This window comes from Sphingobacterium sp. xlx-130, from assembly GCF_011007405.1.
Taxonomy (GTDB): Bacteria; Bacteroidota; Bacteroidia; order Sphingobacteriales; family Sphingobacteriaceae; genus Sphingobacterium; species Sphingobacterium luzhongxinii.
Genome location: NZ_WFKN01000005.1, coordinates 440,434 through 465,066, shown reverse-complemented (window position 1 = coordinate 465,066; position 24,633 = coordinate 440,434). Strand labels below are relative to the sequence as shown.

Sequence of the window (24,633 nt, the reverse complement as noted above, 5' to 3'; positions counted from 1 at the left end):
GTATGTTGATAAGACTAGCCGTTTTCTTCCTTTTTATATGCACAGCTTTTGAAACTTTGGCGCAGCAATCTACTATCCAAGGGGTATTGGTCGATAAGAACTCGCAGGAACCACTGAAAGCCATTACCGTATTACTTAAATCCTCGGAGCATAAGATAATTGCTTTTAAAGCATCGGATAAAGAGGGTAATTTCGTGCTGACCACGAGCAGAGATATAGCAGAAGCTTATCTGGAAATCAATCATCTTGGCTACAAAAAGAAGTCTGTCCCCTTGGGCCCTGTGCAGAAGTTGCGGATAGAGCTGGAACAGGCTTCTATACGTTTGGAAGACGTGGATGTAAAGAGCAGACCTCGTGTACATCGTATCGGTGATACGTTGGCTTATAATGTGTCGTCTTTTGCGAAGGAGGAAGATCGATCCATAGGGGATGTATTAAAACGAATGCCCGGCGTAGAGGTCTCGGAATCGGGACAAATAAAATACCAAGGCAAGTCGATCTCTAATTTTTATATCGATGGAGACGATCTTCTGGATGACCGCTATGCGATAGGTTCAAAAACAATACCGCATAAAATGGTGCAGGATGTACAGGTGCTCAATAACCATGAGCATAAAAAGGTGCTTAAAAACAAACGATATACGGATGAGGTAGCGCTTAACCTCGTGATTAAAGATGATGCAAAGCTTAAGCTGACCGGTCAGGTCAAATTGGGTGGAGGATTACCAAAGCAATACGACGGGGAGGTTAATGCAATCTTATTCAATAAGAAGCATAAACTTCTGAATGTATTGCAGGGTAATAATATCGGAAACGACCTAAGTGGGGGATTCTCTGGTTTTAACAAACAGACTGTTCTATCTAGTATGGGGACTTCTGCCGTGAATAACCTTCTATCTTTAGGAACAGTGGGGGCGCCTCCCTTGGCGAAATCGAATTATTTTATGAACAATTCGGTCGCGCTGGATGCAAATAATTTAGTGAACTTGAAAAAGGACTGGCAGTTAAAATCGAACATTCAGCTGTTGCGGGACAGGAATACACTGGAATATGCTGGAAATACATCCTACAATACCGGAGAGAACGTTTATTCCTTTGATGAAAGACAGGCTACTTCCATTAAGGAATGGCTGGGGGCGTTAAGACTGAATATGAATAAGAATGCTTCTAATGCTTATATCAGTAATGCATTGTCGCTAGAGTACGAACAAGAGGATGGATCGGCCGATATCTATAGTAACAATGGGTTGATAAATGTAAGACGGGAACACGAGATTAAAGGATTTTCGAATCAGTTGGAATATGTTCCTGTACTTAAGAATGGGGATATCATTCAGGTCAATTGGTATTTTAGCTATGCGAATAAACCACAGATACTGTCATTGAATCCAGGTGTTTTTCCAGACATTTTTAATGCGGGAGTACCGTATAATGAAACACTGCAACGGTTAAAGGTACCTACTCTTTTTACACAGGCTACTGTGGGATATAGACTCCCAAAAGGAAGGATAGGACAGTATTATAGCGCTGGGTTGTCTATTGAAGATCAAAAGCTGAGCTCTGTGATAGCCGTATCTACGGCCGGGAAGGTGGTTGATGTGGATATAGACTCTTCGCAAAATGATATGCATTGGCTCCGATCGTCGCTTTTCGTTCGTGCAGAATACGAATGGCGTATGAATCGATTTTCCTCCCGATTGTCGCTTCCATTGTCTTTGCAGCGGACGGGTTATAGTGACCCATATTTTGGCCTGGACCAGACCCAAAACAAGCTTCTTTTTAATCCTGCATTTGACGCAAAGTATATCGTCAGGCGGGAGGATGAGCTGAGTTTTTCGTACCAAAGAGGGAATAGTTTTGGCAATATAGAAAATGTGTACCGTGGATTGATTCTAAGAAATTATAGAACGTTGGCAAGTAATAGTGGTGGGATTAATGAAAATAGAAGTAATAATCTGGGATTGAACTATAAGCTTTCTAAGACAGTGAAGTTGTTGTTTGTAAATTTCGGGATAAACTACAGCAACTCTTTATCCACTACGATGCTATCCAATGAGATTAATGATGATATTACACAGACAGAATTGATTGCTCAGGAAAACAAAGTTAACTCCTATAATGCGAGTCTTGGTGTAGATAAATATATATTTCCATTGGCGAGTACGGTTAAACTTGGTTTCAGTTGGAGCTTGACAGATTATAATCAACTTTTTAACAAGGAGCTGCTTCCTTTTCAAAATATAGCCTACAACCTGACTCCATCTATGGAAGCCCGGTTATGGAAGTCGGTTAATTTATCCTACAGAAGTCAGCTATCATGGAATACGACCCGACAGCTGGAAGGAGCTGATGGACTGGACCGGAATACGTTTAGTCTATCGCAGAATATGGGGTTCCCTATTACAATGTATCGCGTATTTCATTTCAATGTGAGTGCCCGTCATCTATATACCCGTCAACCTGGATTGAAGAATATCAGCTATGTGTTTTTTGATACTTTTGTCCGATATAGGCATAAAAAGTGGAACACAGATTTTGAATTGAACCTTTCTAATATCGGGAATATTAAAAAGTTTGAAACCTATACCATCTCGGCAAATATGCAAGCACAGAACAGTTACGACTTGCGGGGAAGAATGGCTGTGCTGAGGGCCGTGTTTAATTTTAAATAGCTTTATCCGTTATATTGTTGCCTATTCGTTAATATTTGTTGCATATGCCGATTGGCCCAGTTGCTGATCGTATCGATTAATGGAAGTAATTCTTGTCCCAAGGGAGTCAGGTTATACTCTACTCTAGGAGGAATGACTGGATAAACTTCACGCGAAATAAGACCATCGGCTTCCAGTTTACGCAGTGATACCGTCAACATTTTTTCGGAGATGTCGCCAATCTGCTTGTGAATCTCATTGAATCTCATGGTGCCTGTCTCACCGAGAACCAAAATAACCAATATGGTCCATTTGTCGGAAAGTCGATCGAGGACATTGCGTACAGGACAGGAGGTCGCATCTGAAAAATTATTCATACTTATCAAAAATTATTGTGCTGATAATCAGTAATGCTGACCTCTAGGTAAGTGAATTACGAAGAGCTAAGTTCTTGTATATCTATAGCTTACTTTTTACCTTTGACTTACCAAAAGTAAGTATAAAAAATTAAAATATAACAACTATGTATTTAATAACAGGGGTAACAGGGCATTTGGGAAATGCTGCGGCAGAAGCTTTTTTGCAACAGGAAGGAGCAAGCAAACTAACGGTATTAAGTAGGAATCATGAAAAAGCAAAATCATGGGCCGAAAGAGGAGTGGAGGTAAAAATTGGAGATTATAATGACTATAAATCCTTGGTTAATGCTTTTAAAGGCGTTGAAAAGCTTCTTTTTGTTTCTTCTAGTGATTTGGAGAATAGAGCGTCACATCATCAAAATGTGATCGCGGCAGCCAAGGCGGCCAAAGTAAATCATGTGATTTTTACAAGTTTTCAATACCGATCTACAGCTGGAGATTCGCCCAATGGGTTGATGCCTGTTTATAAGACTACGGAGGATCTGTTGATCGCGAGTGGCTTGACCTACACTATTCTACGCAATGGTATATATATGGATATGTTGCCTGATATTATCGGTCCTGCTATCCGGGAAGGAAAAGTCCTCTTTGCCCCAGCGGGTGATACCCCCGTGGCCTTTACATCCCGTAACGACTTAGCGCAAGCGGCGGCAAACGTATTAGTAAATGATGGATTTGAGAATAGAATAATAGATCTGGTGAATGGTCAACGTGTTTGCTTTCAGGAGATCGCTGATCAATTGGGCGATGTTCTCAAATTGAAGATAATGTATTTGAATGTCTCGGATACAGAATATCAGCAGGCATTGCTCGATGCTGGTTTGCCGCCGATCGTTGTAGGTCTCTTTGTTGGAATATTAAAAAGTATAAAGGCAGGAGAGTTTGATAAGACGGGAATGGATCTCGAAGCTATTTTAGGTAGAACTCCTTTACAGGTTAAAAACTTCCTTGAGGCGTATTATGCGTAGCTATTAAAAAAGTCATCCCGCTATAGCGGGATGACTTTTTTAATAGCTAAATCTTGTCTAGCTCCTCGCGAATGAATTGTAATTCATCCTGTGATAGATTAACCTGGAAAGCTTTTGCATTTTCAATAGCTTGTGTTGCATTACGTGCTCCTGCTAAAACTACTGTAATAGCAGGCTGTAGGCTAGTCCATCGTAATACAAGTTGGGATAACGATGCTTGTTTCTCTTTGGCCAATGGTGCGATTTGATCGAGGAAGGACTTGACTTTTGCCAGATCAAAGTTTTTGAAATATTGGTTGCGATGATCTCCCTCTTGTAGGGTGAGCTTATTAAAGTATTTACCGGTGAGTAGACCTCTTTCCATAGGGCTATATGCAATGATACTTAGATTATTTTCCTGAGCATAAGGTACTAGTTCTTGTTCTATGCCTCTGTTAAGCATGCTGTAAGGTACTTGATTGCTTACAATGTCTAAGGTGTGACGCGCCTCTTTGACTTGGTCTGTCGTATAGTTGCTCACACCGGCTGCACGGATCTTGCCTTGTTGAATTAGTGTTTCTAAGGCTTCCATCGTTTCGTCTATTGGTGTGGTGACATCGGGCCAGTGAATTTGCATCAGATCGATATAATCTGTACCTAGCCTTTTCAAGCTGGCTTCGGTTTCTTTGATGACGCTCTCTTTGCCGGCATATTTGTAAATATCTATGGGAAGCCCTTCATTATTTTTGCTGTGCATTGCCAATATACCCTTGGGTTGCTCAAGGTCCCATCGCATACCGAATTTGGTAAGTAATTGTACTTTGTCACGGGGTATGCCTTTAATGGCTTCGCCAACGATCTCCTCGCTAACTCCCTGACCATATATCGGAGCCGTGTCAATGGAGGTAACACCTTCGTGGTAGGATGCTTTAATGGCTTCGATGGCTTCTTTACGATCTGTACTGCCCCACATCCAGCCGCCGGCGGCCCAAGCCCCGAAAGTAATTACGGATACGTCTATATCTGAGTTGCCTAATTTTCTGAATTCCATGTTTTTCTAGTGATTTGAGGTGTTGTGTGCATTATTATACCTATAAAGATAAACAAAATGGGAAGTATCTTATTCTGTTTGTTTGATAAAGAGTACCTTTGCCGAAAATTTTCTGATAATGCAGTTACGAAAGAACCTTATTTTAATAATAGCCTCTGTGGCCACTTTTGTGGAAGCGTTGGATATTGCGATTATAAATTTGACTATTCCATCTATCCAGGAGCAGTTTCACATTGGGGTAGAACAGGCCCAATGGCTACAGACTTTGTATGTCCTTCTTTTTGGAGGATTCTTGATCATCGGAGGAAGGATGTCGGATCAGAAGGGACGTAAGAAGGTCTTTCTTTGGGGAGGTTTGGTATTTATGCTAACCTCGCTGGGAGCAGGGCTGTCGACTTCTTTTGAATCATTGGCTATTTTTCGCGCTTTGCAGGGCTTGGGTGCCGCATTTATTATGCCTGCATCTTCGTCCATTATAACAAACACCTTTAGGGAGACGCAGGAGCGTAATCGAGCGATCGGAGTTTTCAGCTCTTTCGCTGCAATAGGATCGGGAAGTGGACTGTCCATAGGAGGGTTATTAAGTACATACCTGAGTTGGCACTGGGTATTTTTGATCAATGTCCCTATTTTGGCCGTTACGCTTTTGCTGGCTTACTTTTACATACCGAAGGATGAAGCTTCTGCAGATTCACAGCGTACGGATACCTTGTCCGGAATTTTGCTGGTGCTGGGGTTGCTAAGCCTTGCTTACGGTTCGCATCAATTGCCAGATTTCAAAGAGACCCCAACAATCGTTATCGGTTCTATTTTGATAGGGCTCCTTTTATTGGGGATCGTTATTTATAGGTTAAAGACCGTGTCAGAACCCTTGATAAAGCTCAGTTTATTTAACCACCCTTCTGTGGTGATCTCCAATTTGGTGTTCTTTATTCAAGGAGCTTTCTTTATTGGCTTTTTATTCTTGATTTCTTTGATGTTACAAAGTGATATGGGACATACAGCTGCCTCGGCAGGTCTGATGTTGGTGCCGTTTAGCGTGCTTTCGGCACTTATTGCCAAATTCGTACTTCCGTCGGTCTCTAAGCGTGTTAATTCTGCTCAGATGGGCGTATTGGGTTGGTCTTTCTTGCTTGTAGGTGCGATTGTGTTGTGGGGAGCTCTTTATTTGGGGCATCCATTGTCCATGGTATTGATCGGTGCAGCCTGTATTTCGGGTGTTGGAATTACTTTTTGTTTTACAAGCATGGCTGTATTGAGTATACGTGATGTAGATCCTTCCAATTACGGCGTAGTTTCCAGCTTGACGAGTACCAGTTATTTTTTGGGTGGAGGTATCGGACTGTCGTTTATGACAGTACTGAATGAGTTGCTTCCCTCAGAATGGGCCGTAGGGAATCTGAGTTTGGGACTCTTATTTTTGTACGCGCTTGCAAGTGTAGTTATATTAGTGTATATATCGCGATCGGAGCAAAAGACAGCCATTGCTGCTTAAGTAATTATCATAAAAGCCGGTCTAGACCGGCTTTTATGATAATTGAACTAGGCTTTTCGTCTAATGTTTGGCAAGAATCCGGTAACTATTCCGATCAGTGGTAGAAACGCACAGATGGAGAATACGTATTCAATGCTTGTGTGGTCGGCAAGCCAGCCTAAGACGGCCGAACCTATGCCTCCCATTCCAAAAGCAAAACCGAAGAAAAGTCCGGCAATCATACCTACTTTGCCGGGGATAAGATCTGTGGCATAAACAAGGATCGCAGAAAAAGCGGAAGAAATGATCAAACCGATAATACCAGCTAATACAACAGTCGGTAACAGGCCTACATGGGGGAGTAATAATGTGAAAGGAGCAGCACCCAATATAGATATCCAGATAATCAATTTACGTCCGTATTTGTCACCTAATGGACCACCCAAGATCGTTCCTGCTGCGACAGACGCTAAAAATACAAATAGGTAGATCTGTGAATGTTGAACACTGACATCAAATTTTTCGATGAGATAGAACGTAAAGTAGCTCGTCATGGACGCCATGTAGAAGTATTTTGAAAAGATGAGTACTAACAGAATGATAATGGAGATGATAACAGTGCGCTTTGGTAATGCCTGTTGTGGAGCTGTGTTTATAATTCCACTTGTAGTTGCTGTCTTGACAATAACATTCTGTTGATACCAATTGCCCACGATAGTCAATATAAACATACCTAATACAGCGAGGGTGCCGAACCAGCCGATATAGTTTTGCCCCATCGGTATTACAATTAAGGCTGCAAGTAATGGGCCTATGGCACTGCCTGTATTTCCACCCACCTGAAAGATGGACTGAGCCAGTCCTTTGCGGCCGCCAGAGGCTAGGTGTGCTACACGTGAAGCCTCCGGATGAAATACGGATGATCCGATACCTAAAAGACTTACTGAGGTAAGAATAAGGTAGAAATTGGACGCGTAGGCAAGGCATATTAATCCAGACAATGAAAAAATCATACCGATGGCTAATGATCTTGGATTTGGTTTCTTATCTGTATATGCTCCGACAAAGGGTTGAAGCACGGATGCGGTCAATTGAAAGATTAACGTAATAATTCCGATTTGCGTAAATGATAGTGCGTAGTTGTCCTTGAGCAACGGGTATACGGAAGGGACGACCGATTGCATTAGGTCATTGAGTAGATGCGAAAAGCTGATGGCAAATAGTATAGGATATACGGTTTTGTTTGCGGATAAAGTGGACATAAGATAGTATAAGAAAACATCAGGTCATCTGATGAATTAGGGTAAAAAGATTAAATTCTTCCAATTATTTTAATAGCGATTTTTGTTGCCTTGATAGCGTCTTTATTGCTGATTGCTTGCAATAGGTCTTCGTGAATCTTTTGTGACTCGACAAATGTAGCGGTATCATTATAGAGGGTCAGGAAGAATTTGCTGACGTGTACGGACATTGTTTTGTAGAGCTCATGTAGAATGGTATTGCCACAACTTTCTGCAACAGTGATATGAAAGTCTACGTCTGCATGGATACAATGCAGCATATCTCCATTTTCGGCATACTGTTTTCGCTCTTCCAGCTTTCTTTTCATTTTCTGTAAATGTGCTTCCGTTCTGTTTGTGGCGGCTTTCTCTACGATTTTTAATTCCAACAGTTGTCGAACCTCAAATATCTCTGTAAAGTTAGCGCGTTCAATTTTCTCGTCTAGAACATTATTGCTACTATGACTGACAACAAAGGTGCCGAGTCCCTGCTGCACGTTGACAAAACCTAGTTGAGATAGGAATTTGATAGCCTCACGGATAGTAGAGCGGCCCACACCAAATTTTTGCATAAGCTCCGGTTCTGTAGGAAGCTTTTCGTTAATAGCAAATGCCCCGCTTTCAATGCTATGTTTAAGGCTGTCTGAGACTTCTTGTGCTAGAGATTTTTTTTGTATCATCATATCATCTGATGAATACAAAGATATAAAAATGAATCTTAAAACAAAGCCGAATTGCCGAAAGCTTTTTCTAAATCGACTATTTAGTTTTTGTTTTCATAATTATTGCTCGAGTGCTCATTGGAGTCTTCATGCGGGAAGAGTTTGTGATGGTCTTTTAATCCAAAGCTAAGTGTGCTCCAGCTCTGTCGGTATAATATCTGTAGGAAGGCAAAAATCATGGCCGTAGACCAACCGATCAACATAATTCCATTTACAGCTTCTAAGCCCGCCAAAATACGCCATTCCGAATTGATTGTTATATCACCATAGCCAATTGTCGTAAATGTGATTAGCGAAAAATAGATGGCTTGTTCAAAGCTGCTAAGATCGGAGATATAAGGATTGAAATAATAGGCTGCGGCCCAAAGGGTGCATTGGGAGGCGTGTAGGAGCGTAAGATAGGACACAAGGTAGACCAACATCCAAAGCGTGGGGTATATGGTCTTGGTGCGTTCCATTTGCCGCAGGTATTGTGGAATAAAAATACGGAAGAAGTAAATTGTCGAGAATGCCTGTACAATGACATTTATAGTGATAATTACTAGTCCCGTAAAGATTACTGTTAGCATAATATTATATGACTAAAATTTCAAGAGAGACAAAACTGATCTCGATTTATTTTGCCGAGACAAATATTACAAATATAGTAACTAGGAAGGAAATAGGTTGTATTGCTTTTTTTTGGGGACAATAAAAAAAGCGACTTTATTAAAAGTCGCTTTTTAGTAGCCCGTAGGGGAATCGAACCCCTGTTTCCAGAATGAAAATCTGGCGTCCTAACCCCTAGACGAACGGGCCCTTTTGCTTTGGTGATGCAAATATAGACGCTTTTATCTATTATCCAAAATATTTTTTATCCAAATATTGTAATGCATTGAAAGCTAAAATATTATTTTTAAATAAGGTCAAAGCCAATATCAGTACGAAAGTATTTTCCTTGATAAAAGATCCGGCCAGCATCAGCTGTCGCTTGTTGAAGTGCGGTGAATAAGTCATCTTGTAATGTGGTGACTGCAATAACACGGCCCCCAGCGGTTACGACTTCTCCGTTGACAAGCTTTGTTCCAGCATGAAAGATAATAGATTCTTTTACATTTTCGATATTGCTGATTACCTTGCCGTTTTCATAATCACTGGGATATCCGCCAGAAACTAACATGACTGTTACCGCCGTTTTAGGACTCAACGTGTAAGAGCGGTTTGCCAAATTGCCCTGAGCAACACCTTCTAATAGATCAACTAGATCGGACTCAATACGTGGGAGAACGGATTCAGTCTCCGGGTCGCCCATACGTACGTTATATTCTATAACATAAGGATCGCCACCTACATTCATCAAACCTATAAAAATGAACCCTTTATACGGTATGTTATCAATCTTTAGTCCCTCAACTGTCGGTTTTATAATTCGTTCTTCGACTTTCGTCAGAAACGCCTCGTCGGCAAAAGGTACTGGAGAGATGGATCCCATGCCTCCTGTATTAAGGCCTGTGTCTCCTTCACCGATACGCTTGTAATCTTTTGCAGAAGGTAATACCTTGTAAGAGTCTCCGTCTGTCAATACGAATACAGAAAGCTCTATCCCTTTTAAGAACTCTTCAATTACAACAACAGAGCTGGCCTGTCCAAATTTGGCGTCAGCAAGCATAGCTGTTAGCTCTGTTTTAGCGTCTTCCAGTGTCTCACAGATCAAAACGCCCTTGCCTGCAGCAAGTCCATCTGCTTTTAAAACGATCGGAAGTTTTTGTGTCTCTAAGTAGGCCAACCCCTCTTCCAGATTGGATAATTCGAACGATTTGTAAGCCGCAGTAGGGATATTGTGTCTAAACATAAATTCTTTTGAAAAATCTTTAGATCCTTCAAGCTGAGCACCCAATTTTTGAGGGCCTATGACAGCAATATGTTGTAAGTCTTCTCTTTCTAAAAAGAAATCGTGGATACCTTTTACCAATGGCTCTTCTGGTCCCACAAGTATGAGGTTGATGTCGTTGGCTAGTGCAAATGTTGCTATTCCGTCGAAATCGGTGACTTTAAGATCAATGTTTTGACCGTATTGTCCAGTTCCAGCATTGCCGGGGGCAATATAAAGATTGGTAAGTTTAGGGCTTTGTGCTATTTTATAGGCAAAGGCGGATTCGCGACCGCCAGATCCAACGATTAAGATATTCATGCCACAAACTTAGAGAAATATGCTTTAATTTTTGTTATCTTTCCTTAACAATTTAAAAATCAATTGAGACGACTATGAGATTTCTTCTTATTCCTTTTTTACTGCTGTTCAGTAGTGGCGCTTTATTTTCTCAGGATATTCAAAAGGTTTTAGACGATATGGCTGTGTATAGTGGAAATAATCCGCAAGAAAAGTTATATCTACATCTTGATAAATATGCTTATACCGCTGGAGAGACTGTTTGGTTTAAAGCGTATGCGACAATAGGGCTACAGAATTTGTTTTCTAACCACAGTGGTCTTGCGTATGTGGAATTGATCGATGGGGCAAAAAAGGTGGTCAATTCCATGACGATACCTATTGTTATGGGGCTTGGTATGGGGGATTTTAAGCTAACAGACACTATAACGGAAGGGTCCTATCGTTTACGGGCTTATACAAATTGGATGCGCAATGCTGATGAAAAGTATTTCTATGACCGTACGATTCAAGTGGCCAATGGTCGATCTGATAATATCATAACTACGACCTCTGTCCGAAGTGGGGAGAAAGATAATACCTACCAGATTCAGTTAAGAAGTCTGACGGGAGTTCCTTTGGCTAAAACCCAGGTGCGCTATGAAGTGATATCAGATGGTAAATCTGTGGAACGAAAACGAAGCAATACGGATGAAAATGGTAACTTGACTGTGGAGTTAAGTAAGAAATATACCAATGCTCATATTAAATTGCGCTTTGATAACTTTGAGAAAATACCTGTAAATAAGTTGTTAAAGATGCTGCCTCCGGAGGTGAAGAATGATGTGCAGTTATTTCCAGAAGGAGGAAAGTTGCTGGAAAATAAAATTAACAACATAGCCGTTAAAGCGGTGAATCCGAAAGGACTTGGGATTAAAACTAAAGTGATTTTCAAAGTAGGGGCAGATACGGCTGGTGTTGCGGAGACAAATGATCTTGGAATGGGGGTGACTTATCTTTTTGTTCAGCCCAATAGTGTATTCGATGTGCAAGCAGAATTTGAAGATGGGGCTAAGATGAGTGTACAGATGCCCGAGATTTATAAGACAGGGTATTCGATAGCGGTCAACGTTCAGCATGAAAATAAGGTTTTTGCGCAACTTAATCTTTCTGAAGATCTCGTGAATCAGAAGGATGCCTATTTTGTCGTGCATCATTTGGGAGAGGTCATTTTTGTATCTAAGCAGAAGCTGAGCAAAGACGAACTTGTTTTTTCGGTAGATAAAAAGGTATTGCCTTCGGGCGTATTGACGATTAGTATATTGAATGATCAATTCTTGCCCATTGTAGAACGACCATTTTTTAATTATAATGTTAAAGATGCTTTGCCGGTTGTCGTGAATCTGAATAAGACGAGTTTTACTACCCGAGATAAGGTACAGGTGGATATGATGATCGGCGAGGCGGAGGATTCTGTTCGTTTTGGGGCTTTTTCGGCAGCTGTAGTCGATCTGGCAAAAATTAAGGATAACCCGACATTGGCACCCAATATATTATCTTCGATGTTGTTGAGTGCGGATCTAAAGGGATACATCGAAAACCCGGGATACTATTTTGATGGGGGGAATGAGAGGATGCGAGAAATCGATATGTTGATGTTAACCCAAGGTTGGCGGAATATTGATTGGAGCACATTAGGGAAAGAAATTAAGCCGAAATTTGAAGTTGAAAAATCACAGCGGATAAGCGGATATACTAAAAAACTAGGACGTACCAAGCCGGAAGCTCATGCAAAAGTGCAATTGATATCTACGAAAAATTACATGGATTTTGTGGATACAACATCCAATGAGGACGGGTATTTTGTTTTTGATAATCTTTTGTTTCCTGATAGTATCAAGTTTCTGATCTCGGCAAGAGACCAGAATAAGGGAAAGAACAATATCGATATTGTAATAAATACCCCCGAAAGACCTGCTGTCGGAGATAATCGAAATTGGGCAGATGAGCGTTGGGATGTGAATGCATCGTATGTGGATCAAATTAATTTCTCAAAGCAGTTTTTTGCGGAATTGGAAAGTCGTGGTTTAATGGAAAAAGCGATAGCGATCGAGGAAGTTGTGGTACGCGCTACGAAGAAAAAGAAAGTAGCAGAAAATTCCAGTAATCTCAACGGGCCTGGAAATGCTGATCAGATCATTACGAGTGAGGAGCTCGAAACCTGTCCTACATTGGATATGTGTCTGTCTGGGCGCTTAATGGGGGTGATTTTTAACGGGGGAATTCCTTATAATACTAGGGGTAATGTGCCGATGCAGGTTGTTTTGGATGGAATGTATATCGAAGCGGATCAATTGTCTATGATTAATGTGAGTGATGTGGAGAGTGTGGAGGTGCTTCGGAACGCTAATTATACGTCGATATATGGAGTGAATGGAGGTAATGGGTTGATTATCATTACGTCAAAAACGGGTTTGTCAGCAATGCGTAGCTATGTTCCTAAGGGTATTTTGACGGTGCAGCCTCAGGGATTACATGTTAATAGGACATTTTATAAACCGGTCTATGATGTTGTGGATGGGATGCTGTTGAGTCGGGATCTTCGCACAACTATACATTGGGAGCCCAGTCTTGTCGCGGATAAAGAAGGAAAGGCATCTTTTAACTTTTTTACCTCGGATGGTAAGGGGAAATATCTCATGGTAATCGAAGGGCTTGATCTTACGGGAAGGATTTTGCGTAAGGTTGTGGAACTGGAAGTGAAATAAATATTTTATCTTGTAATATCATTTTAAGCGAGTAACTATGGATTATATACGTACGAAAAAGGAGGATCATATCTTACATGTTTTACTGGACCGTGGTAAATCAAATGCAATGGATCTGAAATTGGTCAATGAGTTGATTGATACGCTGGAGGAGGCTGGACAGGATCCTTCTGTAGAAGGTGTTGTATTGTCCGGTAAGGAAGGATTCTTTTCTTCTGGGCTGGACTTGATCACTCTTTTTGCTTATAACGAGGAGGAGATGCGTGAGTTTTGGAGTAGGTTTATGACTCTTCTTCAACGGTTTGCCTCTTTTTCTAAACCAACTGTGGCAGCAATTACAGGGCACAGTCCTGCTGGCGGATGCGTGATGGCATTGTGTTGTGATTATCGGTTGATGGCGCAGGGTGATTATATTGTTGGACTGAATGAGGTGCCAGTAGGCCTAGTTGTGCCTGAGTCCATATTTACCCTTTATAGTTTTTGGTTGGGTAAAGGTGCGGCTTATCGCAACTTGTTGGAGGGGAAGTTGTTCAAGCCAGAGGAAGCTCTTTCTGTGGGGTTGGTGGATGAAGTTGTGCCCTTTGACCGGATACAGAATGCTGCAATCAGACAGCTAAAGGCGGTAATGCAGTTTGAGAAAAATGCATGGCGTACTACCAAACTAAATTTGAGAGCTGAGCTTATCCGGGCTATGGAGCAGGATCAGAATGCGGCGGTGGAGCAGGTGTTGGAGCAATGGTGGAAGCCGAGTACACGCGAGATTCTGAAAACAATTATTTACAACTTGACACAGAAACGGTCGTAAGAGGGCATGTAACTAAACAAACATATTATGGTACAAGGAGCGTTAAAAGAAGATGCCTTAAGGGGAAAGACCATTTTGGTGACTGGAGGTGGGACTGGCCTTGGTAAGGCTATGGCGACTTACTTTTCCGAATTAGGGGCGGATGTGATTATCTCAAGTCGGAAAATTGAGGTACTGGAGGCTACTGCGCTTGAGATTAACAGTAAAACTGGAAATCCTGTCGTAGCATTGGCCTGTGACATTCGGAATAGTGATGAGGTGGAGCAGCTTATGCAAGAGAGTATAGGTCGATTTGGCAAGGTGGACGTGTTGGTTAATAATGCCGCTGGTAATTTTATATCACCCACAGAGCGACTCTCTGCTAACGCTTTTTCTACGATTATTGATATTGTATTAAAGGGAACAGCAAACTGTACGCTAACCTTTGGGAAGCATTGGATAAAAACTAAGCAGGCTGCGACAGTATTGAATATTGTGACTACCTATGCCTATACGGGATCGGGGTATGTGGTGCCTTCGGCTGTTGCAAAAGGTGGAGTGTTGACAATGACCCGCTCTTTGGCAGTTGAGTGGGGGAAGTATGGTATCCGCCATAATGCCATAGCGCCGGGGCCTTTTCCAACGAAAGGTGCTTGGGATAGGTTGCTACCGGGGGATCTGGCCGCCAAATTTGATTTTAAAAATAGAGTTCCACTAAAAAGAGTGGGAGATCACCAAGAATTAGCTAATTTGGCCGCATTTTTGGTGTCGGACTTTGCTAACTTTATAAATGGGGAAGTGGTTACTATAGATGGAGGAGAATGGTTGCAGGGGGCTGGACAGATGAATGGAATGGAAGCCATCCCTGAAGAGATGTGGGATGTGATCGAAAGTACAATAAAGAAAAACAATAAGTAATATAATGTATAGATTTTTAGGTATTGTGATTTTGCTGTTGGCATTACTGACATCATGTGGACAGCGTCATTCAGAAGAGCGCACAACAAAGGATAGTGTTGAAGTCGTAGCACCTGTTACAGTCGAAGAGAAAAATGATCTTACAGAGGTCGTAACTAGGTTTGTGAGAGCGTATGTAAGCAAGGATAACAATAAGGTTAACAGACTTGTTCATCCTGATCTAGGGATTACAATAATTTATCGTCCTGGAGCGTCCGATACTTTTGTCAAGTTGGACAGTATTGATTTTGCGAAGCCTATGCCGGATTATTTTCCTTACCCAGACTTTAGTAATGATTATACGCTGACTTTTGAGAAATTACCAGAATTTGACTGTGGTACTGAAAAATGGAATAAACTTGGTTTTTTCTGCGATACGACATCGCATCCCAATCAATTGTCTAATATTGTAGCTTTTGAGAAGGAGTTTGATGAGACGATGTTTTCAGAAGAACAGTTGGAAGCAATAGAAGTGGCCGAAGCTGAGAGTTTTCGGGTGATCGTGACGACCGCTACCCCTTTGGTGTTTCACGTTCGGCGCTATAAAGGGATATGGTACGTGACGACGTTGGATCGGGCATATGCAGGTTGTGATGCCTAAGTCTGTGTTTTGGAGCCAGTAGATAGAATAGAAATTTAGAAAATAGAGTATAATGAATTTTGATAAAGAAACGCAAGGACGTATTAATGCTTGGACTTCATCGGAGTATGATCAAGAAACCATAGGGAAGGTCCAGAAATTGATTGACAATAATGAAGAAACAGAGTTGGTCGATTCGTTTTATAAAGAGTTGGAGTTTGGTACGGGAGGATTGCGCGGTATAATGGGTGTGGGCTCAAACCGGATAAATAAATATACTATAGGTAAGGCAACCCAGGGGTTGGCAAATTATCTTAAGCAGCAGTTTCCGAATCAGCAGATTAAGGTGGCTGTGTCTTACGATAGTAGGAATAACTCCCAGTCTTTGGGGCACTTGGTTGCTGATGTTTTTTCAGCTAACGACATTCATGTCTTCCTATTTGACGAATTGCGACCGACACCGATGCTGTCCTATGCTGTGCGTCATTATGCCTGTCAAGGTGGCGTGATGTTGACGGCCTCGCACAATCCGAAAGAATATAATGGTTATAAAGCGTACTGGAATGATGGAGGGCAGCTCGTAGCGCCTCATGATAAGAATGTGATCGCTGAGGTGAACGCTATACAGTCGGTTTCTGAGATCAAGTTTGACCGAAATAGTGCGAACGTAACGCTGGTGACATCGGATTTTGATACGCTTTATATTGCTGCAAATACCCGTCTAAGTATACACCCAGAAGCTGTTCGTAACAATACGGACTTAAAAATCGTGTACTCTCCGATTCACGGTACGGGTATCACTGTTGTGCCAGCGATGTTAAATGCTTGGGGGTTCGAAAATGTGTCTGTGGTAGAGGAGCAAAAGGATCCCGATGGCAATTTCCCAACGGTGGTCTATCCTAATCCGGAGGAAGAGGATGCAATGTCTATGGCGATGCGAAAAGGGCAAGAATTAGATGCGGATGTCGTTATGGCGACAGATCCTGATGCGGATCGCGTAGGGGTCGCAGTTAAAAATACGGAAGGACAGTTTCAGCTGTTGAATGGCAATCAAATCGGAAGCCTTTTGGCGTATTATGTGTTGTCATCGAAAAAGGATAAGAAGGAACTTCAAGCGAATGATTATGTGGTCAAGACTATCGTGACTACAAATCTGATAAGTGATATCAGTGCTAGCTTCGGTGTTAAATGTTATGAAACATTGACTGGATTTAAGTTTATTGGGGAAAAGATGACCCAACTTTTAGGAAAAGAGAACTATCTCGTGGGTGGTGAAGAGAGTTATGGTTTTCTGGTCGGCGATCTGGTACGGGATAAGGATGCGGTCAACTCCTGTGCCTTTATTGCTGAGATGACAGCTTATTTCAAAGAGCAGGGTAAGACTTTGTTTGAGGTTTTATTGGATCTTTATGTAGAATATGGTTTTTATCAAGAGAAGCTTATTTCGTTGACCAAGAAAGGTAAAGCTGGTGCCGAAGAGATTCAAAACATGATGGTGAGCCTTCGGCGTAACGCGCCGAAATCTTTAGGCGGAGTGGCAGTAAAAGAGATACGGGATTACGAACGCCTGCAGGCGGAAGATATTTCTACAGGTCGTATGGATAAAATTGATTTGCCGAAATCTGATGTACTGCAGTTTATTACGGTGGATGGAGATGTTATATCCGCTAGGCCTTCTGGTACAGAACCTAAGATTAAGTTTTATTGTTCGGTTAAAGAGCGTCTGTTGGATAAGTCTTCTTTTAAGATCGTCGCAGAACGTCTTGAGGAGAAAGTAGCGCGTATTATGGCGGATATTGTAAAGGGGTAGTATGGAGAATTGGAAGTTATTGGATTCTCGGTATATTATTCAGCGACCCTGGGCAACTCTTCGCGTCGATAAGTTGGAGTTGCCCAATGGCACAATAAAGGACGAATATTATGTGCTGGAATATCCTACCTGGGTGAATGTGGTTGGTCTGACAGCGCATGGAACACTGCTGTTTGTCAAGCAATACAGGCATGGAGCACAGGAAATAATGGTTGAATTGCCAGCGGGTGTAGTGGAGGATGGTGAAGATCCTGTAGACGCGGCAAGAAGGGAGATGTTGGAAGAAACGGGGTATGCCTTTGATAGTATCGAATATGTGTGCGAACTGTATGCTAATCCGGCTACGAGCGGCAACCTGACCTATACTTATCTCTTACAGGGAGGGAGGAAGATTCAGGACCAAGAATTAGATGCTTCGGAAGATATTGAAGTCGTTGAGCTATCTATTGAAGAAGCTAAGGAGTTTCTCTTTGCGAATAAAGTGGGGCAGGCGTTGCACAGCGCTGCCTTATTCTATGCCTTAAGGAGATTAAACTTGCTTTAAGGAGGTGTTTTTCTGTTCGGTATGATTTGGTCAACGGTTTTTATGCGGACGGAAGAACTGTTTTCCGAATAATTTGTTGTATTTTCTTAACTTTGCCAAATGGCAAGAGAGATATTCGAAACAAAGCGAAAGGCGTTAAAAATAAATCTAGATGCGGCAATCTACGGTACGTTTGCCGAGATTGGCGCGGGGCAGGAGGTAGCTCGTAATTTTTTCGAGGCGGGAGCAGCTTCCGGTACAATAGCAAAAACCATGTCTGCTTATGATATGGCTTTTAGTGATGCGATTTATGGTGTGGAGGAGTCGGGAAGGTATGTGAGTCGTGCCCGCCTTACGAAGATGTTGTCGCATGAGTTCAATCTGTTGACCGAACGTCTGCATATGGAAAAATACGACAATAAGCGTTTCTTTGCTTTTGCTGATACGGTCACAACACTGAATTTTACAAAGACAAATGATCCACATGGTTGGTTGGGAATCCGGTTTCAAAGTGAAGTAGACGGGCCTACCAATGATATTATCATTCATGTTCGTTTGTTAGATAGCGATAACCGGCTGCAATCGAAAGTGCTAGGTATATTGGGTGTCAATCTTGTATTTGCTGCATACTACTATTCACAGGATCCACAGGTCATGATCGAGTCGCTGGTCGACAATCTTTCGGTTGGTTCGGTAGAGATAGATCTGGTCAAGGTGAGTGGTCCAGTTTTCGAGAATGCGAACGAGCGTCTCTTGAACTTGTATCTTATTGCTAAGGGTTTTGCCAACGCGGCGATCTTTAGACCGGATGGTAGGGCAGCCCAAATCAAAGATTTCCTATACAAAAAAGATATTATTGTCTTGCGGACAAAGTACAGACAAAAGTCTTTACCTAACTTTGATCTGTTTAATCTTGCTGTCGAACAATTTAAAAAGAATACGTTGGCAGACCCTGAAAATACGGTGGTGTTGATCGAGGTGTTGATGGGGAATGTGCTGGACGAAGATCTCGACCTGACGGGAGAAGACCTGCAGTATTTTGCGCAACGTGCTGAAGAACTCTGTTCCACAGGAAACAACATTATGGTCTCGAATTTCAGACGGAACAATCACCTTGCAGAGTTTGTAAAGACATTTAAACCTCGTAATGTAGGTATCGCTACTAACGTTTCAAATTTGCGTAATATCTTTAACTCGGATAATTATAACAAAGAAAACTATACAAACGAGCTGCTCTCGTATATTTCTGGGATGTTCAGTAAGAATGTAAAGCTGTATGCCTATCCTTACCTTAATAAAAAGGAGAATAAGATTATAACGACAAAAAATCTTAAGGTGTCTGACGAAGCAAAGCCGCTATATGATTTTCTGATCCAAAATCACTATATCATCGATATTGAAAATTACGATGAGAAGTACGTGAAAACTGTGTAATTGTCAAATATTCGCTATAATTCTGGTTTGGCATTTGCCTTTTTGTAAAAAGGTGTAACTTGTGTGTTCGAAAGATAACATTTTCTAGTAAATGAAGGCAACCTATATCGAATACAAAGACACGAACAGCTTTTCGAAGACACTGCTGGCGTATTTAGCAGGCGAAGACAATCTGGATTCATTTTACGGCAATAAGCCCACAATGGACGGATTTGCGGCGCAGATTCGTTTAAAGGAATCCTTTGCTCATAGAGCAGTCTTGGTGGAGTCACTTCGGTCTTCATATGTTGGGTTGTTGGAAGATGCCATCGAGGTGGAGCAGAATATTAAGCTGCTTGCCGACAAGAATACCTATACGGTCACGACAGGGCATCAATTGAATATCTTTACAGGACCGCTTTATTTTATTTTTAAGATCGCTACAGCAATCCGTCTAGCGAAAGATTTAAAGGAAAAATTTCCGGGAAATAATTTTGTGCCTGTTTACTGGATGGCGACAGAGGACCATGATTTTGACGAGATCAATAATACACGGGTATACGGCAAAAAGATTGTATGGGATGTTCCAAAGGTGTCCGGTACAGGGCGTATGGATACGGGTTCGATGGGCGAAGTGGTGCGGCAGTACTGTGGGATGTTGGGGCTCTCGGAAAACTCAACGCAGTTGACCGCTATTGTCGAAGAAGCTTATTTGAGAGGGAGAAGCCTTGCTGATGCGACGCGTGTATTGGTACATGAGCTTTTTAAGTCTTACGGACTTGTTATTGTTGATGCCGATAGGCGGGAGTTGAAAAAGCTGTACGCACCAGTTATTGAAGAAGATGTTCTGCACGAAAGGAGCTTTGCCGCAATTTCCAAAACCTCTGCCCAACTTGAAGAAAAGGGATATACTGCACAGGTATATGCTAGACCCTGTAATTTTTTCTACCTGACAGATGAGTTTAGAGAGCGGATAGAGAAGAATGCTGATGGTAATTATGAAGTGTTACATCAGGGACTGCTCTTCACTCCGGAAGAGTTGAGCCGTGAAATCGAACAATATCCGGAACGCTTCAGTCCTAATGTGGTGATGAGACCTCTGTATCAAGAGGTAATATTGCCCAATCTCGCTTATATCGGTGGTGGGGCAGAGATTGTGTACTGGCTCCAGCTTAAAGCAAATTTTGACCAGTATCATGTTCCTTTTCCTGTCCTAATACCTCGTAACTCGGCATTGATAACCGAAGATAATATCGTAGGCAAAATATATCGATTGGACCTGACCTTCAAATCTGTCTTTAAGTCTACCTTGGCTTTGCAAAACGAATACGTGAGACGGCATACGACACATCGACTACACCTCAAAGATGAGTGGATGGAGCTGAATGCTATTTTTGGAAAGATAAAACTACGTACGCATAAGATAGACCCGAGTTTGGGACCTAGTACCGATGCTGTGAAAGCACGTCTTAAAAAGGCAATTAACAATCTGGAGAAGAAGTTGCTTAAGGCGGACAAACGTAACCATCAGGATGCCGTATTACAGATCGAACGGATCAAGGAGAAATTGTTTCCGGGCGGAGGATTGCAGGAACGTACGGAAAATTTTGCCGTACTCTATGTCAAATACGGTGATGACCTTATCGCAGAACTGGTAAAACATTTTGATCCCTTAGCCTTCAAGTTTACGATTTTATATTAGTCATAAAGTTCATAGATCGAAGATGTAGTGTACGGTGTGAAACTTTGGCTTTATGAACGGTTTTGCTAGTTTGCATGTTTTATTTGTATGAAAACTCCCTTTTATTTGTTTTTTGCATAATATATTGTGCAATCGATTGATGTTATTATAAAAGTTTCTGCTGATAGGTCCCCTCCAAAAAAGTCTTATAAATTGCGTATCTTTGCACATCGAAAAACAAACCGTTTATGATGAATAAATAAATTGTTTGTCAAAGAGTTAATTACATATAGTCCTTGCAATTGTAAAGCAAATGAGTAACGTATATTACCAAGAAAAATTCCAGGACCGTCATAATGGTCCTCGTGCCGCACAAGTAGAAGAAATGTTGGGTTTCTTAGGTGTAGGTTCGCTAGATGAGTTGATTGAACAAACCGTTCCGGCTCAAATCCGTGCAAAAAAAGCATTAAATCTTCCAGACGCTTTAGGTGAGGTGGCCTACTTGGAGAAAGTAGCGCAAATTGCTGAAAAGAACAAGGTGTTCAAATCGTACATTGGTCAAGGATACTTTGACGTTATCCTTCCAGGTGTGATCCAACGTAATGTTTTCGAAAATCCAGGATGGTATACACAGTATACGCCTTATCAGGCAGAGATTGCGCAAGGACGTTTACAGGCTCTTCTTAATTTCCAGACTGTTGTCTGCGACTTTACAGGGCTAGAGATTGCGAATGCTTCTTTATTGGATGAGGCTACGGCTGCTGCGGAAGGTATGTTCATGTTGTACAGTGCACGTAAGAACAAAGATGCCAATGCATTTTTGGTGTCACCAAATGTATACCCTCAGACGTTGGATGTATTGCGTACGCGTGCGGTACCATTTGGTGTTGAAATCCGCGTTGCTGATATCAATGAAGCAAATCTTGCGGATGATGTGTTTGCTGCATTTATCCAATATCCTGCGGCAGATGGGACAGTAGCAGATTATAAAAACTTCACAGCAGCAGCACATGCTAAGAATATTACAGTCTGTGTTGCAGCAGATCTGATGTCTTTGGCGTTATTGACGCCTCCGGGCGAATGGGGTGCTGATGTTGTTGTAGGTAACTCGCAGCGTTTTGGTGTGCCTATGGGCTTCGGTGGCCCGCATGCTGCTTTCTTCGCGACGAAAGATGCGTATAAGCGGAATATCCCTGGCCGTATTATTGGTGTTACCTCAGATTCAAACGGTGGGTATGCGCTTCGTATGGCTTTACAGACGCGTGAGCAACATATACGTCGTGATAAAGCATCTTCTAACATCTGTACTGCACAGGCATTATTGGCTATTATGGCGTCTTTCTATGCGGTGTATCATGGACCAGAAGGAATCAAAAACATTGCGTCTCGTATCAATGATCTGACAAAATTGGCCGACAAAGCTATTCAATCATTGGGGTATGAGCAGTTGAATAAGACCTATTTTGATACCTTACGTTTCAACGTGGGTAAAGAAGTTGACGGCTTGAAGTCTGAAGCTTTAAACCACGAGCTGAACTTCTATTACAATGAAGGTATTGTGGGTATCTCCATCGATGAGACAACTACATTTGCTGATATACAAACATTAGTTAAGGTCTTTGCCAAAGTTAAAGGAAAGCACCAAAGTGATGTAGATTTAGAAAGTCTGGTAAATAACTTGACGAGTTCTATCCCCTCTGAATTAGAGCGTGTTTCTAGCTATCTGACACATCCTATCTTCAACAGTTACCGTTCGGAGCACGAGATGCTACGTTATATCAAATCGTTGGAAGCAAAAGATCTGTCTCTTTGTCACTCTATGATTCCATTGGGATCGTGTACGATGAAGTTGAATGCGACTACAGAGATGGTTCCGGTTACTTGGGCACGTTTCGGAGGATTGCATCCATTTGCACCAGCAGATCAGACTTCAGGCTATATGCAGTTGATCAACGAGTTAAACGACTGGTTGAGCGAGATCACAGGATTTGCTAAGATGTCTTTCCAACCGAATTCCGGAGCTCAGGGTGAGTATGCAGGGCTAATGGTGATCGATGCTTATCAAAAAAGTAGAGGTGAAGGACACCGTAACATCTGTTTGATCCCTGCTTCTGCACACGGAACAAATCCAGCTTCGGCTTCGATGGCAGGATTGAAAGTTGTCGTGGTAAAAACGGATGAGCGAGGAAATATTGATGTGGCTGATTTGAGAGCGAAAGCCGAAGAGCATGCTGCTAATTTAAATTCTTTGATGGTTACTTATCCATCTACACATGGTGTATTTGAAGAAACTATTATCGAAATCTGTAACATTATTCATGAGAATGGTGGTCAGGTATATATGGATGGAGCAAACATGAATGCTCAGGTCGGTCTTACGAGTCCAGGCTTGATCGGTGCCGATGTTTGTCACCTAAATCTACATAAAACTTTCTGTATTCCTCACGGTGGTGGTGGTCCAGGTATGGGACCTATCGGTGTGGCAGCGCACTTGGTGCCATTCTTGCCAAATCATGAAGTTGTTGAAGTATCTGGCGAGCAAGGTATATCTGCTGTTTCGGCAGCGCCTTTTGGTTCTGCTTCTATTCTTTTGATCTCCCATGGCTACATTGCGATGATGGGTAGCGAAGGGTTGACTACAGCTACCAAAACTGCCATCTTAAATGCAAACTATATTAAGGCGCGCTTAGAAGGACATTATCCTGTGTTATACGCAGGTGCCAATGGGCGCTGTGCACATGAGATGATCTTGGATTGTCGTGGATTCAAAAATGTAGGTATTGAAGTAGCAGATATTGCAAAACGTCTAATGGATTATGGTTTCCACGCACCTACAGTATCGTTCCCGGTAGCGGGTACATTGATGGTCGAGCCTACGGAGTCGGAGTCTAAGCCTGAGTTAGATCGTTTCTGTGATGCCTTGATTACTATCCGTCAAGAGATTGCAGCAGTAGAGGCCGGAGAAGTTGATCAAACGGATAATGTGTTGAAGAATGCACCGCATACTGCAGCTGTTGTTATCGATGACGAATGGAATAGATCTTATTCTCGTCAGGTGGCGGCTTATCCACTTCCTTATCTAAAAGTAAATAAATTCTGGCCTTCTGTAGGCCGAGTAAATGATTCGCAGGGTGATAGAACGCTTATCTGTTCTTGTCCTTCGATCGAAGAATACGCAGAAGCATAGTAACGGATTCTGTAGATATTTTAAAGGCTGCACCATTTTGGTGCAGCCTTTTTTTTGGTCGTCCTCCAGTTTTTTACTTTATATAGTTAGTTAGATAACTAGAGTTTTGTTGGATATTTTTTCTTTTCTGTGGCTATAGTTCTACCATAGTTTTTTGTGTTTTACAATAATACATTGTCATAGAGAGGCTAGGTAGCTCGATGTCTACAAAAAATGAGCTTTTTCATTTGTTTGGTTTGTAACTGCTTGTGTTATAGG

18 protein-coding genes and 1 tRNA gene are annotated in these 24,633 nt (G+C 41.9%); 12 read left to right on the top strand and 7 right to left on the bottom strand.

Annotated features, from left to right (window positions below):
- The first annotated feature begins 2 nt into the window (after nucleotides 1-2).
- On the top strand, nucleotides 3-2,672 hold the full coding sequence (locus G7B18_RS10880) for a carboxypeptidase-like regulatory domain-containing protein (protein ID WP_164109907.1): 2,670 nt from the start codon (nucleotides 3-5) through the stop codon (nucleotides 2,670-2,672).
- A 2-nt stretch (nucleotides 2,673-2,674) separates the two neighbouring features.
- Here G7B18_RS10880 and G7B18_RS10875 read toward each other — a convergent pair whose 3' ends face one another.
- Nucleotides 2,675-3,028 (bottom strand): winged helix-turn-helix transcriptional regulator, encoded by a 354-nt coding sequence (locus tag G7B18_RS10875; protein WP_164122555.1) that lies wholly within the window; start codon nucleotides 3,026-3,028, stop codon nucleotides 2,675-2,677.
- A gap of 146 nt (nucleotides 3,029-3,174) precedes the next feature.
- On the opposite strand from G7B18_RS10875, the gene G7B18_RS10870 reads away from it, so the two are divergent.
- Entirely contained in the window at nucleotides 3,175-4,038 is an 864-nt protein-coding gene (locus G7B18_RS10870; RefSeq protein WP_164122553.1) for an SDR family oxidoreductase, read from the top strand.
- Nucleotides 4,039-4,084: 46 nt separating this feature from the next.
- Here G7B18_RS10870 and G7B18_RS10865 read toward each other — a convergent pair whose 3' ends face one another.
- Entirely contained in the window at nucleotides 4,085-5,068 is a 984-nt protein-coding gene (locus G7B18_RS10865; RefSeq protein ID WP_164109900.1) for an aldo/keto reductase, read from the bottom strand.
- A 118-nt stretch (nucleotides 5,069-5,186) separates the two neighbouring features.
- Here G7B18_RS10865 and G7B18_RS10860 point away from each other — a divergent pair, with 118 nt between their 5' ends.
- A complete protein-coding gene (locus tag G7B18_RS10860; protein ID WP_164109898.1) occupies nucleotides 5,187-6,563 on the top strand; it encodes an MFS transporter in 1,377 nt (458 codons plus the stop codon).
- Between the two features lie 47 nt (nucleotides 6,564-6,610).
- Here the strand turns inward: G7B18_RS10860 and G7B18_RS10855 are convergent, their stop codons facing one another.
- The 5 genes from G7B18_RS10855 to purD form a co-directional block, all read right to left on the bottom strand.
- Entirely contained in the window at nucleotides 6,611-7,804 is a 1,194-nt protein-coding gene (locus G7B18_RS10855) for an MFS transporter (protein WP_164122551.1), read from the bottom strand.
- 50 nt (nucleotides 7,805-7,854) lie between these two features.
- Nucleotides 7,855-8,505 (bottom strand): FadR/GntR family transcriptional regulator, encoded by a 651-nt coding sequence (locus tag G7B18_RS10850; RefSeq protein ID WP_240452833.1) that lies wholly within the window; start codon nucleotides 8,503-8,505, stop codon nucleotides 7,855-7,857.
- Between the two features lie 80 nt (nucleotides 8,506-8,585).
- A complete protein-coding gene (locus G7B18_RS10845; protein ID WP_164109894.1) occupies nucleotides 8,586-9,113 on the bottom strand; it encodes a potassium channel family protein in 528 nt (175 codons plus the stop codon).
- 157 nt (nucleotides 9,114-9,270) lie between these two features.
- Nucleotides 9,271-9,342 (bottom strand) — tRNA-Glu (locus G7B18_RS10840).
- Nucleotides 9,343-9,439: 97 nt separating this feature from the next.
- Complete coding sequence (gene purD / locus G7B18_RS10835) at nucleotides 9,440-10,714, bottom strand: phosphoribosylamine--glycine ligase (RefSeq protein ID WP_164122548.1); 1,275 nt, start codon at nucleotides 10,712-10,714, stop codon at nucleotides 9,440-9,442.
- A gap of 74 nt (nucleotides 10,715-10,788) precedes the next feature.
- On the opposite strand from purD, the gene G7B18_RS10830 reads away from it, so the two are divergent.
- The 9 genes from G7B18_RS10830 to gcvP all read left to right on the top strand — a co-directional run bounded on the left by G7B18_RS10830 (nucleotide 10,789) and on the right by gcvP (nucleotide 24,375).
- Nucleotides 10,789-13,440 carry a TonB-dependent receptor plug domain-containing protein gene (locus G7B18_RS10830; RefSeq protein WP_240452832.1) on the top strand — a complete coding sequence of 884 codons (2,652 nt, stop codon included), beginning with the start codon at nucleotides 10,789-10,791 and terminating at the stop codon, nucleotides 13,438-13,440.
- A gap of 37 nt (nucleotides 13,441-13,477) precedes the next feature.
- Nucleotides 13,478-14,245, top strand: coding sequence for an enoyl-CoA hydratase/isomerase family protein (locus G7B18_RS10825; RefSeq protein WP_164122547.1), 768 nt, complete (start codon nucleotides 13,478-13,480; stop codon nucleotides 14,243-14,245).
- A 27-nt stretch (nucleotides 14,246-14,272) separates the two neighbouring features.
- Nucleotides 14,273-15,142 carry an SDR family oxidoreductase gene (locus G7B18_RS10820; protein WP_164109887.1) on the top strand — a complete coding sequence of 290 codons (870 nt, stop codon included), beginning with the start codon at nucleotides 14,273-14,275 and terminating at the stop codon, nucleotides 15,140-15,142.
- A gap of 4 nt (nucleotides 15,143-15,146) precedes the next feature.
- Nucleotides 15,147-15,782: a hypothetical protein gene (locus G7B18_RS10815; protein WP_164109885.1), complete on the top strand. Its 636-nt coding sequence runs from the start codon at nucleotides 15,147-15,149 to the stop codon at nucleotides 15,780-15,782.
- 52 nt (nucleotides 15,783-15,834) lie between these two features.
- Nucleotides 15,835-17,571: a phospho-sugar mutase gene (locus G7B18_RS10810; protein WP_164109882.1), complete on the top strand. Its 1,737-nt coding sequence runs from the start codon at nucleotides 15,835-15,837 to the stop codon at nucleotides 17,569-17,571.
- Between the two features lies 1 nt (nucleotide 17,572).
- Nucleotides 17,573-18,115, top strand: a complete 543-nt coding sequence (locus G7B18_RS10805) for an NUDIX hydrolase (protein ID WP_164109880.1) — start codon at nucleotides 17,573-17,575, stop codon at nucleotides 18,113-18,115.
- Between the two features lie 99 nt (nucleotides 18,116-18,214).
- Nucleotides 18,215-19,528, top strand: a complete 1,314-nt coding sequence (locus G7B18_RS10800; protein ID WP_164109879.1) for a nicotinamide mononucleotide adenylyltransferase — start codon at nucleotides 18,215-18,217, stop codon at nucleotides 19,526-19,528.
- A 91-nt stretch (nucleotides 19,529-19,619) separates the two neighbouring features.
- Nucleotides 19,620-21,209, top strand: coding sequence for a bacillithiol biosynthesis cysteine-adding enzyme BshC (gene bshC, locus G7B18_RS10795; RefSeq protein ID WP_164109877.1), 1,590 nt, complete (start codon nucleotides 19,620-19,622; stop codon nucleotides 21,207-21,209).
- Between the two features lie 292 nt (nucleotides 21,210-21,501).
- Nucleotides 21,502-24,375, top strand: coding sequence for an aminomethyl-transferring glycine dehydrogenase (gene gcvP / locus G7B18_RS10790; RefSeq protein WP_164109875.1), 2,874 nt, complete (start codon nucleotides 21,502-21,504; stop codon nucleotides 24,373-24,375).
- Nucleotides 24,376-24,633: the final 258 nt, after the last annotated feature.

What these genes read in the sequence shown, in the direction of transcription:
- G7B18_RS10880 (WP_164109907.1), top strand. Translation starts at nt 3, where the DNA reads ATGTTGATAAGACTAGCCGTTTTCTTCCTTTTTATATGCACAGCTTTT.
- G7B18_RS10875 (WP_164122555.1), bottom strand. Translation starts at nt 3,028, where the DNA reads ATGAATAATTTTTCAGATGCGACCTCCTGTCCTGTACGCAATGTCCTC.
- G7B18_RS10870 (WP_164122553.1), top strand. Translation starts at nt 3,175, where the DNA reads ATGTATTTAATAACAGGGGTAACAGGGCATTTGGGAAATGCTGCGGCA.
- G7B18_RS10865 (WP_164109900.1), bottom strand. Translation starts at nt 5,068, where the DNA reads ATGGAATTCAGAAAATTAGGCAACTCAGATATAGACGTATCCGTAATT.
- G7B18_RS10860 (WP_164109898.1), top strand. Translation starts at nt 5,187, where the DNA reads ATGCAGTTACGAAAGAACCTTATTTTAATAATAGCCTCTGTGGCCACT.
- G7B18_RS10855 (WP_164122551.1), bottom strand. Translation starts at nt 7,804, where the DNA reads ATGTCCACTTTATCCGCAAACAAAACCGTATATCCTATACTATTTGCC.
- G7B18_RS10850 (WP_240452833.1), bottom strand. Translation starts at nt 8,505, where the DNA reads ATGATGATACAAAAAAAATCTCTAGCACAAGAAGTCTCAGACAGCCTT.
- G7B18_RS10845 (WP_164109894.1), bottom strand. Translation starts at nt 9,113, where the DNA reads ATGCTAACAGTAATCTTTACGGGACTAGTAATTATCACTATAAATGTC.
- purD (WP_164122548.1), bottom strand. Translation starts at nt 10,714, where the DNA reads ATGAATATCTTAATCGTTGGATCTGGCGGTCGCGAATCCGCCTTTGCC.
- G7B18_RS10830 (WP_240452832.1), top strand. Translation starts at nt 10,789, where the DNA reads ATGAGATTTCTTCTTATTCCTTTTTTACTGCTGTTCAGTAGTGGCGCT.
- G7B18_RS10825 (WP_164122547.1), top strand. Translation starts at nt 13,478, where the DNA reads ATGGATTATATACGTACGAAAAAGGAGGATCATATCTTACATGTTTTA.
- G7B18_RS10820 (WP_164109887.1), top strand. Translation starts at nt 14,273, where the DNA reads ATGGTACAAGGAGCGTTAAAAGAAGATGCCTTAAGGGGAAAGACCATT.
- G7B18_RS10815 (WP_164109885.1), top strand. Translation starts at nt 15,147, where the DNA reads ATGTATAGATTTTTAGGTATTGTGATTTTGCTGTTGGCATTACTGACA.
- G7B18_RS10810 (WP_164109882.1), top strand. Translation starts at nt 15,835, where the DNA reads ATGAATTTTGATAAAGAAACGCAAGGACGTATTAATGCTTGGACTTCA.
- G7B18_RS10805 (WP_164109880.1), top strand. Translation starts at nt 17,573, where the DNA reads ATGGAGAATTGGAAGTTATTGGATTCTCGGTATATTATTCAGCGACCC.
- G7B18_RS10800 (WP_164109879.1), top strand. Translation starts at nt 18,215, where the DNA reads ATGGCAAGAGAGATATTCGAAACAAAGCGAAAGGCGTTAAAAATAAAT.
- bshC (WP_164109877.1), top strand. Translation starts at nt 19,620, where the DNA reads ATGAAGGCAACCTATATCGAATACAAAGACACGAACAGCTTTTCGAAG.
- gcvP (WP_164109875.1), top strand. Translation starts at nt 21,502, where the DNA reads ATGAGTAACGTATATTACCAAGAAAAATTCCAGGACCGTCATAATGGT.